General features: G+C 42.8%; 14 protein-coding genes. 5 read left to right on the top strand and 9 right to left on the bottom strand.

Going from position 1 to position 18,068, the window contains the following annotated elements; all coding sequences use genetic code 11:
- Nucleotides 1-8: 8 nt before the first annotated feature.
- Nucleotides 9-854, bottom strand: a complete 846-nt coding sequence (locus tag NI461_RS04975) for a TlpA disulfide reductase family protein (RefSeq protein WP_253156692.1) — start codon at nt 852-854, stop codon at nt 9-11.
- Nucleotides 851-2,809 (bottom strand): protein-disulfide reductase DsbD, encoded by a 1,959-nt coding sequence (gene dsbD, locus NI461_RS04970; RefSeq protein WP_253156720.1) that lies wholly within the window; start codon nt 2,807-2,809, stop codon nt 851-853. Before dsbD ends, NI461_RS04975 begins: the two co-directional genes overlap by 4 nt.
- A gap of 111 nt (nt 2,810-2,920) precedes the next feature.
- Here dsbD and NI461_RS04965 point away from each other — a divergent pair, with 111 nt between their 5' ends.
- Nucleotides 2,921-3,589, top strand: coding sequence for a response regulator transcription factor (locus NI461_RS04965; protein ID WP_151202934.1), 669 nt, complete (start codon nt 2,921-2,923; stop codon nt 3,587-3,589).
- Entirely contained in the window at nt 3,589-4,947 is a 1,359-nt protein-coding gene (locus tag NI461_RS04960; RefSeq protein ID WP_253156691.1) for an ATP-binding protein, read from the top strand. The genes NI461_RS04965 and NI461_RS04960 overlap by 1 nt, the downstream gene beginning before the upstream one ends.
- Nucleotides 4,948-5,421: 474 nt before the next feature.
- Here NI461_RS04960 and NI461_RS04955 read toward each other — a convergent pair whose 3' ends face one another.
- The 3 genes from NI461_RS04955 to cysD form a co-directional block, all read right to left on the bottom strand.
- Nucleotides 5,422-5,658: a hypothetical protein gene (locus NI461_RS04955; RefSeq protein WP_253156690.1), complete on the bottom strand. Its 237-nt coding sequence runs from the start codon at nt 5,656-5,658 to the stop codon at nt 5,422-5,424.
- A gap of 150 nt (nt 5,659-5,808) precedes the next feature.
- Nucleotides 5,809-7,422, bottom strand: coding sequence for a sulfate adenylyltransferase subunit CysN (cysN, locus tag NI461_RS04950; RefSeq protein ID WP_253156689.1), 1,614 nt, complete (start codon nt 7,420-7,422; stop codon nt 5,809-5,811).
- A 122-nt stretch (nt 7,423-7,544) separates the two neighbouring features.
- The gene (gene cysD, locus NI461_RS04945) at nt 7,545-8,459 is read right to left on the bottom strand and encodes a sulfate adenylyltransferase subunit CysD (protein ID WP_151206419.1); all 915 of its coding nucleotides are present in this window, start codon (nt 8,457-8,459) and stop codon (nt 7,545-7,547) included.
- A 326-nt stretch (nt 8,460-8,785) separates the two neighbouring features.
- Here cysD and NI461_RS04940 point away from each other — a divergent pair, with 326 nt between their 5' ends.
- The 3 genes from NI461_RS04940 (at nt 8,786) to pgaB (NI461_RS04930) (ending at nt 11,878) form a co-directional block, all read left to right on the top strand.
- Nucleotides 8,786-9,328 (top strand): hypothetical protein, encoded by a 543-nt coding sequence (locus tag NI461_RS04940; RefSeq protein ID WP_253156687.1) that lies wholly within the window; start codon nt 8,786-8,788, stop codon nt 9,326-9,328.
- Between the two features lie 338 nt (nt 9,329-9,666).
- On the top strand, nt 9,667-10,302 hold the full coding sequence (locus NI461_RS04935) for a YqiJ family protein (RefSeq protein ID WP_151206421.1): 636 nt from the start codon (nt 9,667-9,669) through the stop codon (nt 10,300-10,302).
- A gap of 205 nt (nt 10,303-10,507) precedes the next feature.
- Nucleotides 10,508-11,878, top strand: coding sequence for a poly-beta-1,6-N-acetyl-D-glucosamine N-deacetylase PgaB (gene pgaB / locus NI461_RS04930; protein ID WP_253156685.1), 1,371 nt, complete (start codon nt 10,508-10,510; stop codon nt 11,876-11,878).
- On the opposite strand, the gene pgaD is transcribed toward pgaB (NI461_RS04930), so the two are convergent.
- Genes pgaD through pgaA form a run of 4 tightly spaced genes read right to left on the bottom strand, consistent with a single transcriptional unit; the run spans nt 11,775 to nt 17,884 of the window.
- Nucleotides 11,775-12,335: a poly-beta-1,6-N-acetyl-D-glucosamine biosynthesis protein PgaD gene (gene pgaD / locus NI461_RS04925; RefSeq protein ID WP_253156683.1), complete on the bottom strand. Its 561-nt coding sequence runs from the start codon at nt 12,333-12,335 to the stop codon at nt 11,775-11,777. The genes pgaB (NI461_RS04930) and pgaD overlap by 104 nt on opposite strands.
- Nucleotides 12,313-13,596: a poly-beta-1,6-N-acetyl-D-glucosamine synthase gene (pgaC, locus tag NI461_RS04920; protein ID WP_253151117.1), complete on the bottom strand. Its 1,284-nt coding sequence runs from the start codon at nt 13,594-13,596 to the stop codon at nt 12,313-12,315. Before pgaC ends, pgaD begins: the two co-directional genes overlap by 23 nt.
- Nucleotides 13,596-15,431, bottom strand: coding sequence for a poly-beta-1,6-N-acetyl-D-glucosamine N-deacetylase PgaB (gene pgaB, locus NI461_RS04915; RefSeq protein WP_253156681.1), 1,836 nt, complete (start codon nt 15,429-15,431; stop codon nt 13,596-13,598). Before pgaB (NI461_RS04915) ends, pgaC begins: the two co-directional genes overlap by 1 nt.
- The gene (pgaA, locus tag NI461_RS04910) at nt 15,431-17,884 is read right to left on the bottom strand and encodes a poly-beta-1,6 N-acetyl-D-glucosamine export porin PgaA (protein WP_253156679.1); all 2,454 of its coding nucleotides are present in this window, start codon (nt 17,882-17,884) and stop codon (nt 15,431-15,433) included. Before pgaA ends, pgaB (NI461_RS04915) begins: the two co-directional genes overlap by 1 nt.
- Nucleotides 17,885-18,068 lie beyond the last annotated feature (184 nt).

The following is an 18,068-nucleotide window of genomic DNA, read 5'->3' as shown; positions in this document are numbered from 1 at the left end:
CGGTCAAGTTAAGGTTGTAGAGAAATTTTGCTTAAATAGTGCTGCAACATTGCAGGACTTAACTCCCCCATATGCCGTTCTACCAGCTGGCCCTGTGCATTAAAGAACAAGGTACTCGGTAAGCCGAACATATGCAGCTGTTGAGGCAGCTCTCCATATGGATCAAGTAATACATGTTTAAAATCAAGCTGATAACGTTTTAAATAATCTCGGACTGTGACGCCATCTTCACCCTGATTCAGCATGATGAAATGAATATCAGGATATTGATCATGGGCCTGCTGTAAAACCGGCATTTCTCGATGACACGGCGGACACCAGCTGGCCCACATATTAATCACCGTAGGCTGCCCGGCGAACTGCTGGAGTGCGATCTGCTCTGCTGTTTCCCCGGTTTGATTCAAAGAAGAAAAGCTTAAATCCGGGAAATGGGTTTCCTGTTTCACACTGGCTTGCAGCGCTATACCTGTACCTAAAAGCAGCGTAAAAATAAAGATAAAGCTCAGCCTTGAGGTATAAGCCAAACCTTTATTTTTCCAGAAAAACCAGCCCAATCCGAAGAGAGCACCGCCAATTAAATGAAATCCCTTGTCCTGAATTTTAAAGATGTCGATCATGGAAGTGGAATACGCATCCCAATGCAACATGATAAAAACCATTCGTGCTCCGATCAGCCCGATCAACACACTGGTCCATAAGGAGTCCTGAAACACCTGAAAGATCGCTGGGTCCCAATTCAGTTTCCGGCTAACCAGATGAGCGACAATCGACACTCCAAGTAGGGCGACTAAAAGAATGATCAGTGTCCAGGGCAACATCAACGGACCAAGATGTAAGGCTTCAGAAGAAATCATGGCTGCCCTCCTACCTGAAGCTGTTTTAATCGTGTCAGTAGCTGCTCTGCACTAAATGTGCCGGTCAGTCGAAGTCTGCGCTGCTCCTGCTGCGAAGCATCCAACATGATCATGGTCGGCGGCCCCAGAATCTGCCACTGTTTTAATATTTCATCCTGACTTGGATGGTAATGAGTGAGATCTAACTTAATCCTCACAATATCCTGCAGCGCCATCTGTACATCTTCACGCGGTAGCACTTCATGCTCAATAGGCTGACAGGCTACGCACCAGTCGGCATAGACATCAATAATGACAGCTTGTCCTTGAGACTGGACAAGTACGCGGCTCAGTTCCTCTGCCGTGCTTACCTTCTGCCATTCCAGTACGCGTTCTGCCTGAGTGATATTAAGCTGGGCAACAGCCTGGTTAAGCTGCCAAATACCTCCGGCAGCAAACAGAAGACTTAACACGGCCACTATGGTTTTCGGAATTGCCCGTGATAAATGAGGCAGCATTTTCAGCAGGCAATAGCCTGCAAGTAATAACAGGGTCAAGCCCAACAGGCTGAAATATACTACTCCCGGAATGAAGGGACGTATAAAATAAATCGCCAGAGCCAGCATCACAAAACCAAAGCTGAATTTAAGACGATCCATCCATACACCGGGCTTAGGTAAATATTTTGCCCCAAATACTGAAGCAATAAATATCGGCAAGCCAAGACCCAAGCCAAGTACAAATAAATAGCTGGCGCCCATCACAGGCTGATTCAACTGAGAAACAAATAACAGGGCTCCGGCCAACGGCGCACTCATACAAGGGCCTACAATCAAGGCCGCGATCACGCCCATCAAGAAGGCACCGAACAATGTGCCGCCCTTTTGACGCTGCTGCCACTGGTCCAGACGCTGTAACAGCCCCTGTGGTAAGGACAGTTGAAATGCCCCGAACAGGTTAAAGGCAAACAGAACAAAGAGAAGAGCAAAAAAGCCAATGAATGCCGGACTTTGGAACCACCGCTGGAAGCTATAACCTAATTGCGCCACTGCCAGTCCCATCAACGCATAGACAATTGCCATACCTACAACAAAAGCGCCTGCAATCAATGCCGCCCGGTAACCGGTTTTACGCTGAACCAGAATTCCCGAAAGAATAGGAATCAGAGGCAAGGAACAGGGTAGAAAAGCCAACAGGATGCCGAGCCCTAAAAATACCAGTAAATTAATCAACAGATTCTGGCTCGAAAGCAGGCTAAAAAAGAACTGGTCATTATTCCATTGAGATTGCATAGGGCTTGTGGCCTGATCAGCCGGTGTCTGAAGTTCTGTCTGAGGGCTGATTTCACTTGCGGCCGGTGTCAGCGTTTTATCAGCGACTGGTTCAGTCTGCGGTAGCAAGACCGGAATTTCAGATATTTCTTCGATATCTTTATTACTTAAATTTTCTACTGCTGGCGCTGGTTTTTTTTCTTGAGCCAGTCCGGGTTCAACGGCTGGTTCAGGTTGCAATACAGCATTAGCAGTAGAGTCCAGATTTAACAGCTTTTTGGTTTCAGTGATTCTCTGGGCCGGCAACAATCCTTCAGCATCAGTTTGAAGCGTGCTGCGTTGTACCGGATAACATAAGCCGCTTTCTGCACAACCTTGCCACTGAATACTCAGCGTTTGCTGGGGCTGTACTTTAATCTGCGTTTTGACTTGCCCATAATGTACTGGAGTCAGACCAAAATTGGGATCATCCTTATCTTGAGGTGCCGGCAAATTCAGCTTGAGCGGTGTTTGCCCCTGACTGACTTTCAACTGATCATGATAAAGATAATAACCATCTGCAATCTTCCAGGTGAGTTCGGCTTTATCCTGGCTGGTCGATACCGCCTGGAACTGAAAAGCTTGATCAGGCGGCAGATAGTCAGCATAGGCATTATTTAGTCCTATGCACACCATGATCCAAAATACTCTGCAAATCCAAGCCATCATCCCTATCTCGTTTCATTTCATCACGGCCATTATCAGGAATCTAAAATTAAGGGAGCATTAACAGGCAGAATCATTTATAAAATAGACACAGTATCGGAAGGAAAGAGTATGTTCGTCGTCCTGGTCGAAGATGATCCCTATATTGCGCAGAGTATTTGTGCAGCTCTGGATTTTTTAAATATTTCTGTAGAGCATGTCAGTACAGCACGTACAGCGGATTATTTTGTCCGCCATAGCGCCGTAGATCTGTGTCTGCTCGACTTGGGACTGCCGGATCAGGATGGCCTGGAGTTACTAAAACAGTGGCGCCAGGACCAGATTCATCTACCTGTGCTCGTGCTGACAGCACGTTTACATACTCAGCAATGTGTAGAAGCCTTAAACCTGGGTGCTGATGACTATCTGACCAAGCCTTTTGAGCTGGATGAACTGATTGCCCGTATCCATGCCCTTAGCCGGCGCCATCGGGGCTTTTCATCGAATATCTTGCAGTTTGCAGACCTCAGCTTGAATCGCGATACTCAGGAAGTGTTCTATCAGCAGCAGGCCATTCAGCTGTCCAGACGTGAATACAGTTTACTGGAGACCCTGATGAGTCATCCCAACCAGATTCTGAAAAATGAGCAGCTACTGGATAAACTCTATGGTTATCAGGACAGTATTGAGAGCAATGCCTTAAATGTGCATATTTACCATCTGCGTCAAAAATTAAATGCTGATTTTATCCAGACCATCCGTGGTGTGGGTTATATGTTTAAAGCTCCCGGGGAAAGCTGATGCGTAGCTACAGTTTAAAATGGCGTCTGGTCATCAGCTTATTACTGGTCTTTTTGTGTTTATGGAGTATCGTTTTTGCCTGGCTGTATATTGACCTGCAAAAACGCCTGCAAGAGACGCTGGATCAACGCCTTTCTGCGTCAGCGCATATGGTGGCGCGCCTGATTCAACAACTTCCCATACAAGCCATTCATCATGAACTGATACAGCAACCCAATAAATCGGCAGATGCTGAAAACCTGATTGCCTGTGAAGTGTCTCTGTTCAGCTCGGATATTTCAGTGGGCCAGCAGGTTTTGGCCAAAACCCGGGGAGCGCCTGCCAACCTGAGCCAACAGCCGTCTGGATTCAGCACCTGGCAATCTGGCGGCATTGAATGGCGCAGCTATGTACTGCGTAAAGGTGATATACAGATTGTCGCCGCTGAGCGCATGTTCCTGCGTGAATCCTTGTTACAGCAGATTTTACGATCCGTACTTATTCCCCTGATGCTTTCCTTATTGATCTGTACCATCCTGATTGTACTGATTATTCGCAGGGAATTTAAAAGCCTGGATGACATCGCCCAGCATTTAAGTCAAAAGAATTTAACCCTGACGGCGGCAACCCAATATTTAACCGATCTTGACCCTAGACATATTCCGCATGAAGTGCAGCCTTTCGTCGACAATTCAACACAACTGATTCAAAAGCTGCATCATAGTCTGGAAAATGAAAAAGTCTTTACGGCCTACGCTGCCCATGAATTACGCAGTCCTTTAACTGCCATTAAAACCCATGTCCAGCTGGCCCAGTTGATGGCACAGCACGAGGCATCGCCCAAGTTACAGCAAAATTTACAGCAGGCCGATACCAGTATCCGCAGATATGCCGAGCTTCTGGAGCAGCTTTTAACGCTTTCTTCTCTGGAACACAATAAAATAGAAGAATTAGGCTCAACAGAAGTAGCAAGCGTATTAAGACAAGTTATTCAAGACCTGCAACCAGCTTATCCTGCGCTTCAGAAAAGCCTGAATATCGACTGGGAAAGCCTGACCAGCATTCAGCTGCCAGACTTTGCCTTATATACGGTTTTAAAAAACCTGATGGAGAATGCGGCTCTGCATGCACATGCCGATGTTATTTCTATATCTATGCAAGATAAATCTATGATTTTTCAAGATAATGGCAGCATATTGAATCAAACTGAAATGGAGAATCTGGGACAGCGCTTCTGGCGTAAATCTTCCCAGCAACCCGGTCATGGCTTAGGTCTGTCTTTGGTTAAAACGCTCTTAAGAAAATATCATTACCATCTGGAATTTCAGGCTGCTCAGCCACATGGTTTAATGGTTAAATTAAGTCCATTGTCTGACTAAATACATGATCAGAAAAAACTCAGGATTTAGGCCTGATCAATTGCAGACATAATGAAGTACACATTCATCCTGAAGATGAGCAGCGAGAAACTGATCAGCAAGACTATTTTTGCATTTTTCCACGCCCGTACTTAATATGCCGCTTATAGCAATTAATATTAAAAAGCCTAATGCTTTATCTTCTTAGCATCATACTTCTGCTCTTTCTTATCCATTACTACAGACTTCACCAGACGACCTCGATAACCAGTGAGTTTCTTCTATATCTGTTTATTTTTCTTATCATAATCTGCATCAGAAGTGCCTGGCGTGTTCTGACTTAAAAAAACGCTTAGCACCATCCAAAATCCATGCCTGACATCACAACACGGCGCGAATAGAATGCCTGTATATGACAAACCAACACGATGATATTCTGGGTATAGCCTTTTCAACTCACTAAAGCCGGTTTTAATTATAGGTATGGTCAAGGCACTAAGAGTTTAAGCATAGATAAAATGGCTTATACCCACCCGCCCGGTTATAAGCACTACGCTTACCGCATCGACTCCCATTTTTTGCAGTATTGTATGGACAAGGACAATTTCCCGGATAACTTTCAATCGACTGCTGAATCATTTTTTGCTTAATCGCTTCAGTACTTTGTCCATTTTGTTTCGCTTCCGCCCCAAAAGCCAAACATAGTCCTAATAAAACTAGAATTTTTTTCATTATATTCACCTCTTAGACAGATTCTATAGAGAGTGAATACTTATGTGAATTATTGACTTTTAAGTATTTCTTTAATTCATTCCAGTCATCTTTGAAACCATAAAAAAACCCGCCATATATTAGCGGGTTGTTTCTCAAAACAGTCCTGTCTTATAGACGAACCAATTCCACAATTTTTTCAGCCAGTTCTTCAACCGCTTCTTGAACATAAGTCACATCAGCGCCTTCGCTCACTTCAGTGATAACCACAACACCCGTTTCACGAAGCAGCGCAACCTGCTCTGCGGTTAAACCTGATTTGGCAATAGCCACCACACCTTGTTGAATTAACAGGCTTTCTAGGGCTTGGGCACTTTCCAGTGCTTGGGCGGATACAGATACTATCGCAGGCTTCTGACCTAAACGTGCAGCACGATCTTCAGCAGTAACAGGATTGGTATGAACTACCCATTCAACCGCTTCCTCAACCATGCCGGCACCGACAGTTACGTTGCTTAAACGGTCAATAAAGATAAACGAACCGGTATGACGACTGTCCTGATAACGGTCAAAGACCACAGGCGCATCAAACTCGATGACGACATCAGCAATCGTATTCAGATTAAGCTGCTCTACCTGAGTTTTTTCCAGTGTATTCACGTCCACACGGTAATTAATCTGTTCCACTTTGGCAGGAACGATTTGTGTACCCAGCTTCACATTATAAAGCTTGCCCTTTACCAAAGGCTGATCATTCATCCATACCACAGAAGCACGAACTGAACGTGATGCCAAAGGTGTATCCCCTGCTTTGACCAGCATGTTGCCACGAGAAATATCAATCTCGTCATTCAGCGTTAAAGTAATGGCCTGACCTGCAAAGGCACGTGGCAAGTTACCATCAAAAGTCACAATTTCTTTTACCGTCGACTTTTTACCCGACGGCAAGGCAACAATCTCATCCCCTACTGCGATTTCACCGAGCGCGATTGTACCGCAGAACCCGCGAAAATCCAGATTTGGGCGATTGACATACTGTACAGGTAAACGGAATTCCTGTTTGTCTGCCTGATGAGAAACCTCCACCGACTCAAGCGTCCCCATTAAGGTCTGCCCGGTATACCACGGTGTGTGTTCAGACTCGTTCACCACGTTATCGCCATTCAAGGCCGAAATTGGGGTAAATACGATATTCGCCGGTTTGCGATCCCCTAACTGATTCACAAAACTGGTGTATTCGGCCTGAATCTCGTTGAAACGTGCTTGAGAAAACTCCACCAGATCCATTTTGTTAATGGCAACAATAATGTTCTTGATACCAAGCAGGCTGGCAATAAAGGTATGACGGCGTGTCTGGGTCTGTACGCCATAACGGGCATCAATCAGGATAATCGCCAGATCCGCAGTCGACGCACCAGTCGCCATGTTACGGGTATATTGCTCATGTCCCGGCGTATCCGCGATGATGAACTTACGCTTTTCAGTCGAGAAATAACGGTAAGCCACATCAATGGTAATGCCCTGCTCACGCTCAGCTTGCAGGCCATCAACCAGCAAAGCCAGATCAGGTGCATCGCCAGTCGTACCAACTTTTTTTGAATCCCGGGTTACCGCTTGCAGATGATCTTCATAGATCAGCTTTGAATCATATAACAGACGACCGATCAGGGTCGACTTGCCATCATCTACATTACCGCAAGTCAGGAAACGCAGCAGGTCTTTATTTTCATGTTGCTTTAAGTAAGCCAGAATATCCTGGCTGATCAGTTCTGATTGATGAGACATGGCTCAAACTCCACAAATGCTTTAGAAATCAGTTTTAATCTTTCACGCACCTCCATCTTTCTTTCATAAAAAGGATGGTTATTCCCCCTCTTGCACCAAAAGAGGGTTAGGTGGGAGATTAATTAGAAGTAGCCTTCCTGTTTTTTCTTTTCCATCGAGCCCGCTTCATCATGGTCAATCATACGTCCCTGACGTTCAGAGCTGGTTGCCAGCAACATCTCCTGGATAATCTCAGGCAAGCTATCGGCTTCTGACTCGACTGCCCCGGTTAATGGATAACAGCCCAGTGTACGGAAACGTACCGATTTCATTTCTGGAACTTCGCCTTCTTTCAGTGGCATGCGTTCATCATCTACCATGATCCAGGCGCCGCCACGTTCAACTACCGGGCGTTTCGCTGCATAGTACAATGGAACAATTGGAATCTGCTCCAGATAGATATATTGCCAGATGTCGAGCTCTGTCCAGTTCGACAATGGGAATACACGAATACTTTCGCCCTTGTTGACTTTACCGTTATACAGATTCCACAGTTCTGGACGCTGGTTTTTCGGGTCCCAACGGTGTTTGCTGTCACGGAATGAATATACCCGTTCTTTTGCACGTGATTTTTCTTCATCACGACGCGCGCCCCCAAAGGCTGCATCAAAGCCATACTGATCTAGTGCCTGTTTCAAACCCTGAGTTTTCATGATGTCAGTATATTTGGAACTGCCGTGATCGAATGGGTTGATGCCTGCGTCGCGACCTTCTTTATTTTGATGAACGATCAAATCAAAACCATGGGTTTTTGCCATGTTGTCACGAAAGGTGATCATGTCTTTAAATTTCCAGCCCGTATCTACATGCAGTAGAGGAAATGGAAGTTTTGCAGGGTAAAACGCTTTTAGGGCTAAATGCAGCATAACGGCTGAATCTTTACCGATTGAGTAAAGCATAACCGGATTTTCAAACTCGGCAGCAACTTCGCGAATGATGTGAATACTCTCAGCTTCAAGCTGTTTAAGATGAGTAAGTCTTTCCTCATTTAATGACATGGACAACCTGCGGATTACATGTGTACTTAATGACACTTTATAGAAATTTATAATTATTATAGAGAGTAACTTTTTATAACGATTGCTTGTTTTATGATATTCATATCTCAAAAGCTCATATAAAACTTCACTAATATCAACTATCAATTTTAGTGAATCCAAATTTCAAGCTAAACTAGCACCATTCCATCAGCCTCCTCCTCAGTATATTTTCTTATAGTTTTTTTAAAAAAATATAATAGAAAAATCAACTAAAGTGGGGTTCACAAGCGATAGAAAAAAAACTAGAGTTGCAAGAATTTACTCTCTGAATTTTATTCTTTTATATGCCCCATAACGCTTTCGATCTTGCAACCTTAAAAGCCTCTCTGGAAAAAGCACGGCTTGCTGGTTATCTCTATCAGCATCAATCCTCTATTTTGGTATTACAGGAACCATTGACTGAAGATGGCAGCCCTTTAAATATTTATCTGCAGCATGAACTGACGGCAGACCAGATCGGTATCCAGTTTGGTTTGCGCCAACAGGAAGGACATTGGGAGTATCTGCTCGGTATTACCTACAGTAACCAGAATGCTGCTTATGAGATTGGTGCCGATAATCTGAAAGGTGATCAAAAGGCCTTTAACCTGCTCTATGCTTTTTATAATTACCCTAAAGCCTTTTATCTGGTGGCTTTACCACTCTCTGCAAATACCCAGACACTGGAACAGGCTTTGCAGCAACAGTTATTTAATCAGCCTGAACTTCAGTTTTTGGAAAGCGCAGTCAAAACCAACCCGATGGGTGAGCAGGTGAAATGGATGAAATATTATCTTTTACAGCAGGCGCTGGACATGAAAGTTCGCATCCAAACTGCCCTACTTTAAGTACTTCTACAAACGCTTCTCCCCCCCAGAGTAGGATCATCATACTCACTTTCCCTACTCTCTCTTTTATACATCCCCTCATGCTTGAATTTTCTTGTTTTGACTTTCATCTGTCCATTCGTCTAATAAATATTATAAAAATGAATTTATGATTAAAAACTTTGCGCTTGATCTTTTTCTATGCTTAACTCTCCTTAAGTGCATAACATTAAATACTAGCCTTTTTCAATTTTCATTCTAGTATTTTATGTAATCTATTGGATACAATTTGAATGATAACTGTTATCTTTTATCCATTATATATTTGACCATAACCATAAATATTTGAGACAACAGCAATGTGGGAACTGTTCACTCATCCTTCAAATATCGTATTCAGTATCAGCTTAAGCCTGATGCTGATGTTTGCAGCTTTGGAGTGCGTGCTATTGATTCTAGGAGGTGGCTCGCAGAATATTCTGGAGCAGTTCTGGCCTCATGACGCCGTACAGGCCGATATTGCAGTTGAACAGAATCCGGGAATATTGTTTAAAGTATTGGACTGGCTTTATATTAGCCAGTTACCTTTTTTTATCTGGCTGATTATTTTTCTGACCTGTTTTGGTTTGAGCGGCTTCTTGATTCAAGGCATTTTTGAATACTTTAGCAATCAGTTGTTCAACGTTTGGATTATCACCCCTGCCTGTCTGTTGCTGTGCATGCCTGTCGTACGCTGGTGGGCAATGCTGGCCACTAAAGTTATTCCTCAGGAGGAAACCACAGCCCTCTATAGTGACGAGCTACTTGGATGCAAAGCCGTTATTATTTTAGGTGAAGCGAAGCTAAATTCTCCTGCACAGGCCAAGGTGCGTGATCCATATGGTCATACGCATTATGTACTGGTTGAACCAGAACAGAATCATATTCTTCAGCAAGGTCAGATAGTTGTGCTAACCCAAAAAACTAAAAATGGCTTCCAGGCTATAGAGTATTAGGGTCTGTTGGCAATTCATCTATGTTTGCAACCAGAAAGATATATTTCGCAAGCTTTTTAGCTGATATAGGGCGTGAGGCAGGAAATCCAGTCTTCTAAATACATGATTCATCACCAGATAGCGGCAAGAATATGCTCGTTCCGAAAGGCAGTAGCTCGTTTCCTTCTGCATCCTCATTTGCGGTTTTTATTTAATCCCTTGCTTTATGCAAGCTATTTTTATTTTTCTCTGCATCTCTAACAGTAAAGAATACAGAACACTACATAAATTCTCCCGGAGCCAGGTTTTTTCTATTACAGTATTTATCCTGATTTTGTTTTTTATAGTAAGCCTCATGTCTTATTTTTTAGATAAAAAAAAATTGAATACCCTACTGATGTGTATAACAACTCTGCCTTTATTTGCATGCAACCCCTTATCTCACTCCAAGGCACCGGTCTTCATTAAAAACCATCCAATTAATGTGCTTGTTGCGAAATACCAAGCAGAAAACCTTCCACCTTCTAAAATGATGAAAATTGATCAAATGCGTATTATGCATATTGATCTCGACTATGTTTTCGATACTGATAAAGAACAGCAACAACGCAATATTAAAGCTTTGATTGCACGTATCCAGCAAATTCAACCTAATACGATATTTTTACAAGCATTTGCCGATCCGGATGCCAATGGGTCGGCAGATCAGGTTTATTTTAAAAACAGGCATATTCCAACACGAAATAATTTATTCCCTACAGTTCTTAGCGAAATTAGACAGTACACTCAGGTTAAACAGATCTATGCATGGCTTCCGCTGATTGCTTGGGAGTTTCCGGAAACTGAGTCTCTTCAGTATGTGACTCATAGCCAGGGAGCTAGCTCAGGCTATATTCGTATCAGCCCTTTTGACCAAAAAAATATGAACTTAGTGGCAGAGATTTTTATTGATTTTATTCAGAATAATCCAGTCGACGGCATTTTATATCATGACGATATTACCCTCAGTGATTATGAAGATAACTCTCAAATCGCTAAAAAAACCTATGGCTCTTGGGGATTTAAAGATTTATCTATTTTAGGTCAACCACAACATCCTGAACAGTTTAAATTTGCACAATACAAGACCGCTTATCTTGACCAGTTTGCAGCAGGCATTAGCCAGATTTTAAAAAAACAACAACCTCACCTGCTGACCGCACGCAATATGTATGCCCCCGTTGTACTCAATCCGAAAAGTGAACAATGGTTTAGTCAATCTCAAGCCAGTACACTGGTGCATTATGACTATAATGCAATTATGGCCATGCCCTATATGGAAGAAAGCACGAATCACCAGCAATTTTATTTAGACCTTATTGCTCAGGCAAAAAAATACGACCCAACTTTGGATCGTACGATTTTCGAGCTTCAAGCAGTCAAATGGAGAAATAATCAAAAAATCTCCACTCAAGAACTTGCTAAAACCATGGAGTTACTAAAACAACATGGTGTTAAACACTTTGGCTATTATCCTGACGATTTTGTGCAGCAACATCCACATGCGTCCACTTTGCAGTCGGTATTTCCAGCTGATCACTCAGATCATAAGCCCTAAGTTCACCTTCTTCACTGTAGTGTAAGGTAATATTTTTTGCTTGCTGTAAACGCCTGATATCATAAGTATTTACACTAAAACTTTGAGCCAGATCCGAGGTTGTGACGTTCTTCGGAGATAATCGCTTTTCCTTATTATGAAAACGATACCAGTTATAACCTGCCCAAAGAAACAGACATGAAATGAACGTCGCGATAAGCCCCATCAACTGAAATAAATTTAAGGATTCTTTGGGCATTTCGGCCACAACCAGCTGGTCATAGACCAAACCGCCTTCCACCCACCAAAAGAACAAGGTCAGCAACGGCATAAACAACCACATCCATACCACCCAGCCGAATGCCAATAAGCTATAACCTACCGCCTTATTACGAACATATTCAGGTTGATCAATATAAGCAGGAATATCGAGTAATGCTTTGTCGGTAACGACTTTAAATACTTCCTTTTTTTGCATCTTCGGCCTCCCTTCTAAAGCCACGATCTGGACTCACCCATCGCGCACGTTTTTGAGTTTTTAATAATGTTTTAGGCACCGCAACCACTGTGGTCATCATAGTCAAAACCCAGAAAAATAAAGGATACCAGATGACCCAAAAATAGTTTCTTAAAATACGGCCACGGTCATAGCGGTTATCAATCATCAGACTGACAAAAAACTGAATAAGACAGGTGACCCCTAGAATTACTCCATACCACTGTGGAACCAGTGACTGGATGGCCCACTCACCCGGCAAAGGAAAAAATAGCCCATACAGGTAAAGCAATATAATACCAAACATGACATAGGCCCAAACGATACTGATCATGGACTCGATCACAACCGGCCACATACGGCGTAAACGCCAGTTAAACATTTTTGGAGTATATGCCAATAGCACTTCAATCCCGCCTTGAGCCCAGCGCAGGCGTTGTTTCCATAAACCTTTAAAGGTTTCAGGCATATAAATATAGCCGAGTGCATTCGGCACATACTGCAGATCCCAATGATCAAACTGCAAACGCCATGACACATCGATATCTTCCGTAATCATGTCATCACGCCAATATCCAATACGGTCTAAAGCCGTTTTACGAAATGCAACCAACACTCCGGATACAGTAAAAATACGACCATATGTACGTTGTGCACGCTTAATGAGACCAATAATAGATGAGAATTCACCCACCTGGATTTTACCCAAAATACTTGAACGATTAATAATTCTTGGATTTCCCGTCACCGCACCCACACGCGGATAATGGGTTAAATGATGCATCATCCATAGCACTGCATGTGGATGCAGCAATGCATCTCCATCGATACACACCAAATATTCATATTGACTCACCATGGCACCGGCCTTTAATGCATAAGCTTTGCCTTGATTCTCAGCCAGATGGACAACGCGTAACCGTGGATAGGTCTGCTGCAATTCATCTAGAATTTCAGCCGTTTTATCACTGCTCCCATCATTGATAGCAATCACTTCAAAGTTGGGATATTGGGTTTGCATTGCATATTTAATGGTTTCACGGACTTGTTCTTCTTCATTAAAACAAGGGATTAAAATACTACAGGCATGTTCACTCGGTTCAGGAATCTCCTGTTGTTTATATTCACGTTTTAGAAAGAACCATAGTCCGCCTGCAATCCATAGCCAAGCCATAAAGAGTGGATATAAAAATGCAAAACCAAAATAATAGTCATTAAAACTCAAATTCGATAACCATTGCATTACTTTTTCTCCAAAACTTTTTGAGTAAATGGATCACGGTAATTCAATGGGCTGTCATTTAAACTCAGCTCAGGATAAAGGTTTTGATGAATTACCCGGGTATGATTAAAACTGTAATTATTCACACCGACTTTTTGGATCGCTAAACTTCTAAGTTGCTGATAAGATTTTTTGAGTTGTTTCACTTGTTGTTTTGTCAGTTGATCGGGGATGTTAAAACTGGCAATTAAATGCTGCTGTTCTTTATCATTAAAAGTCCGAACCTGCTTTAAGAGCGCGTTAAACACTTCAGGTTGCTGAATAGGATCTAATTCAATATAAATAAAATCGGCATAATCCAAGCTGTAGTCAAGGAGAGCTTTTAAACCCTCAAGCTGCGTTTGATCTAACTTAAATTTCAAGGCAGTCTGGTAGTTATTACTAATATTGGCATAGTATTTTGCTTGAGCCTTGGTGCGTTCTTTGATTTGAAACACCTGTTCCACCTGTGCCTCGCATCCTGCCTCCCAGTTTTTCTGACGCAGCGCACAGGCCAGCATAGAACCGGTATCCAGCATTAAGCCTTCTATCGAGGTATTGTTCTTCACCAAGTCAGCCGTCATTACAGCCAGATCTAAGTTCTGTTCAGTTTCTAAGCTCACTGGTAATTCGGCATAGACACGATTCCCAATCCGTGTCCGCGACTGCCACACCACACGGTTAAGCATATCTTGCTGCATGTGTAATTGGCGGTTTGGGAAATAGGCAACATCGATTTTTCCATCACCATTGCGATCAGATACCGCTTTAAGAATAAGCGTATTGGTTTTTAGAGCATCAATGCTATCCAGTAACTGTCCGAGTTTCTGATTGAACTGTTCATTATTGTCAGATTGCATTTCTGCCAAGTCAAAACGCAGAAAGCTCTTGCGCTGCTTATAGGGCGCACGCACATAATTCAAAAACTCCAACATTTCCTGATTAATCATTTCAGGCATCGGATTATCCATGATCAGAGCACGTTGGTAGGTTTTCACCGAGTCAGCAAGTGGCGCGACACTTCCCAAGCTAAATGACATTGGGAAACCAGCTTTAGCTGCCAACTCTTCACTTTCTGCCGTCACGGCGCCATAAGGCCAAAAAATCGCGCGGGTATTTATACCTAATTCCCGATCTAACACCTGTTTTGATTTCTTTAAGTCTGCAATAACACGACTGCGATATTCACTATCTGTTTCATAACGCTTTTGCTTTTCCAAATATTCACGCGTAATTGCCGCAGGTTGCATATTTTTCTGGGGATTGGCCAAAATACCGTGATGCATATTATCTGAGTGCGATACGAATTCAGCATAGCCCGAGGCAACCATTTCGCGCATCTGTGACCAGGTCATTAAGTTGCCTGTCCCATAGGCTTCATAGGCATCCTTGGTATTTCCATTAATCCAGCTGGTCGGTATCGCAAATACCGCTGGCATTTTATATTGTTTTAAAAGTGGAAAAACACGGCTATAGCTACTTAATGCACCATCATCAAAAGTTAAAAGTAGCGCTTTATTGGGTAAGGTTTTTTTGCCTTGCCGCGCCAACCAAATATCTTCTAAACGAATCGGTTGCCAGCCTTCACGTTTAATCCACTCCAAATATTGCGCTAAATTTTTCGTACTAATGGCATAAACATCACGGTCACCGCGCTTTGCTACATCATCCCGAACATCATGGAAAGTTAGGGTCACAAACTGATTATCTTGTAACTTGATTTGTTTTGGCTTTTGTAATTCTGCATGAGCATTTATTGGTACTACAACTGTACTGGTTAAACTCAAGGCTATCAAAATATTGGTTAATGTTTTCATTAGAAACGCCCCTCAAAGCCAATCACACCATAAGTTCTTTCCTCTGAGTCACCATCATATGGATGTACTCCCCAACCAATGCCGTAATGAAGCTTCCATGTTCTCGACAGTTGCCATTCATGTTGGTAATAGACGTTATAAATTGCGTCTGCCGAATAATCTTTCTGTTTATAGGTTCCTGCACTTGCTTCAAAGTGCTGACTAAAGTGACGATCATAATTCCGCCATGTCATCCAGTCATGGGCTAAACCCAGCTCTAAGCTGTAATTGGATTCAGGATTAAAATAGTCTGCGGCAATATCATCATTTTTCCCATAATAACCACGCAGACTTGCCTGGGTAATATGATGGGGTGCCTGATAAACTTGCTGCATAAAGTATGCAGCCGCTTCTTGCCGTGTGTTGCCATCATCAATATCCGTTAGCTGATAGGTTGCTCCAGCCTTGCGAGATTCGTTTTGTTGCCAGTTGAAACCAACATTATAAGATTGACCATCAAAACCACGTCGAACAGCTTGCAAAGGAATATCTGCCTGACTGTTATACGCCATATGATAATTCCAGTGATCATTAAGCCACTGCGACCACTCAAGCTCAGCTCCGAACCGGTCGCCATCTGTGGTCTGTGATAGGGCAATGCTGGCGTGTTTTCGATTTGAAGCCCATTCCACCCCAAGTCCAATACGGCTATCATCCACTTCACCATCATCAAAATCAGACCAGCGATAGTCATGGGTGGCGTAGGCTCGATAGTTATCATACAACCACGGGCTGTTGAGACGTGTCTGATGATCACGCTCACGAGCACCCTTTAACTGCACCAATAAATCCCGGCTGTCCGATTTACTTTTTGAAAGGGTACTTTGGTGCTGAATAGTGGGACGGTTACGATCATTTAATTCCTTTTGACTCAGCTGTACGCCGGTATCCAAAGGTGAGCGTTGCATCAAATCCGCATTTTGCGCACGCCACCACTGAATATTGCCTAAGGCCTGGCTATTTTGCATATGGTTAATACGTGTAGCCTGATCAACCGGCTCTACTCCTCGCAATTGAGCTAAATTACTCTCGGACAGCTCCGGTTTTTCTCGCCAACGCTGAATTAACGCCAGGTTATTTCGATAGCTCACATTATTCGGCGCCTGCGCGACCAACTGTTCAAAATATCGTTCAGCCATGGCATGTTCATTACGATAAGCGTAGTTCAACCCTTTTAAGCCCAGGTACTCTAAACGATCATCATGTGTAGTTCGATTTACACCTTTTGCCGCACTATAATTAAAGGTTGGCAATAAATGATCCATTTGAACAATCAGCTGATCTGCTTGTTTAAATTTTTCTTGCTCAATAAGGGAGTAATACAAGCCCGCATACACATCATAATCAGGATAGTTTTTTTCTGATAACAGACTGCGATAGTAGACTTCAGCCTGTTTGGGCTGACGTAATTTCAAATAACTGTCTGCCGCAGCATGGCGCACATAGGCTGGCATATCTAAAATCGGCAGATTCACTTTTTGCAATTCAGCCAAAACTTGTTTTGATGCCTGTCGAGTATTTAAGGCATAGCTATAGTCATAATAAAACTTGCGCCTAATCGCCTGATCTTCTGGAAGCGCAGCTTCATAATGCTGCATGTCTGTAATGACGTGATCTAACTTGCTGTAAGCCAACATACCCTGATCACGATAAGTCAGCATACGCTGCGACTGAATTGCATTTTGAATGCGCTGAGAAAACTCATGAAGCTTCAAACTATGCTGCAGGTTTGGACGTAATGCACTTAAGTGATGATTTTGAATATATTGTTCAGCTTCTGCATAATCGCTATTCGCCATCAAGGCCAAAATATATTGCTCTTGTATATCGCCATCGACCTGCTTGTTTAGCGCAGCCTTCGCCGTTGCAAGTGCCTCGATCGGCATGTCGAGCAGCCGGTATGCATATGACATTTGCGCTAAATAGTCAGGACTCAGTTGATCCTGTTTGACTTGCGCCAGCAGTTGCTTTGCCTGAACAGTTTGACCCGATTCTGCATTTAACACACCCTGCCATACCAACCATTGTTGCTGTTGGCTTCTTTGATAAAAGATGTCTGCCCACTTTGCAGCTGACTGGAATTGTTTTAAATCGCGTTGCCCTTTAATAACACTCAGCCAAGCATATTCAGGAAAACTTTGAATATGGATGTTCGATAAATGATGCAGATCAGCCAATGTTAATTTTTGATAGGCATGTGCACTCACTATATAGTCTGCAAGAAGGTTTTGATTTTTTGGCTGTTCAGCCAATAAAGCACTTAATTGACTTAGTCCCTCTTCAACTTGGCCTCCCCGAATCAAAATGACACTTGCTTCCCTCAATTGATCAATACTATCTGCTGCCTTTACACATGTAATCGAAGAAGTACTTGCTATAATACAAGTCACCCAGATTGACTTTTTATAATTCATATCCTTTCACACTATTTTAGTAAGTATCAATACACAACAAAATTATGTTAACTATGTCACACTATATTTCATAAAGTAAACAAAATATACAATATTTACAGTGATTATGGTTTGGATTTAAGAACTTTTTTTACCTAAAACCACAATACTTCTATATGAAGATAAAAAAATCCCCAGTTAGGGG

The organism is Acinetobacter sp. S4400-12, assembly GCF_024129495.1.
Classification (GTDB): Bacteria; Pseudomonadota; Gammaproteobacteria; order Pseudomonadales; family Moraxellaceae; genus Acinetobacter; species Acinetobacter lwoffii_C.
The sequence above is the reverse complement of the archived record's forward strand: the minus strand, read 5'-3'. Positions and strand labels throughout refer to the sequence as shown.

Coding starts and splice junctions, on each gene's coding strand:
- NI461_RS04975 (WP_253156692.1), bottom strand. CDS start 854: ATGATTTCTTCTGAAGCCTTACATCTTGGTCCGTTGATGTTGCCCTGG.
- dsbD (WP_253156720.1), bottom strand. CDS start 2,809: ATGGCTTGGATTTGCAGAGTATTTTGGATCATGGTGTGCATAGGACTA.
- NI461_RS04965 (WP_151202934.1), top strand. CDS start 2,921: ATGTTCGTCGTCCTGGTCGAAGATGATCCCTATATTGCGCAGAGTATT.
- NI461_RS04960 (WP_253156691.1), top strand. CDS start 3,589: ATGCGTAGCTACAGTTTAAAATGGCGTCTGGTCATCAGCTTATTACTG.
- NI461_RS04955 (WP_253156690.1), bottom strand. CDS start 5,658: ATGAAAAAAATTCTAGTTTTATTAGGACTATGTTTGGCTTTTGGGGCG.
- cysN (WP_253156689.1), bottom strand. CDS start 7,422: ATGTCTCATCAATCAGAACTGATCAGCCAGGATATTCTGGCTTACTTA.
- cysD (WP_151206419.1), bottom strand. CDS start 8,459: ATGTCATTAAATGAGGAAAGACTTACTCATCTTAAACAGCTTGAAGCT.
- NI461_RS04940 (WP_253156687.1), top strand. CDS start 8,786: ATGCCCCATAACGCTTTCGATCTTGCAACCTTAAAAGCCTCTCTGGAA.
- NI461_RS04935 (WP_151206421.1), top strand. CDS start 9,667: ATGTGGGAACTGTTCACTCATCCTTCAAATATCGTATTCAGTATCAGC.
- pgaB (WP_253156685.1), top strand. CDS start 10,508: ATGCAAGCTATTTTTATTTTTCTCTGCATCTCTAACAGTAAAGAATAC.
- pgaD (WP_253156683.1), bottom strand. CDS start 12,335: ATGCAAAAAAAGGAAGTATTTAAAGTCGTTACCGACAAAGCATTACTC.
- pgaC (WP_253151117.1), bottom strand. CDS start 13,596: ATGCAATGGTTATCGAATTTGAGTTTTAATGACTATTATTTTGGTTTT.
- pgaB (WP_253156681.1), bottom strand. CDS start 15,431: ATGAAAACATTAACCAATATTTTGATAGCCTTGAGTTTAACCAGTACA.
- pgaA (WP_253156679.1), bottom strand. CDS start 17,884: ATGAATTATAAAAAGTCAATCTGGGTGACTTGTATTATAGCAAGTACT.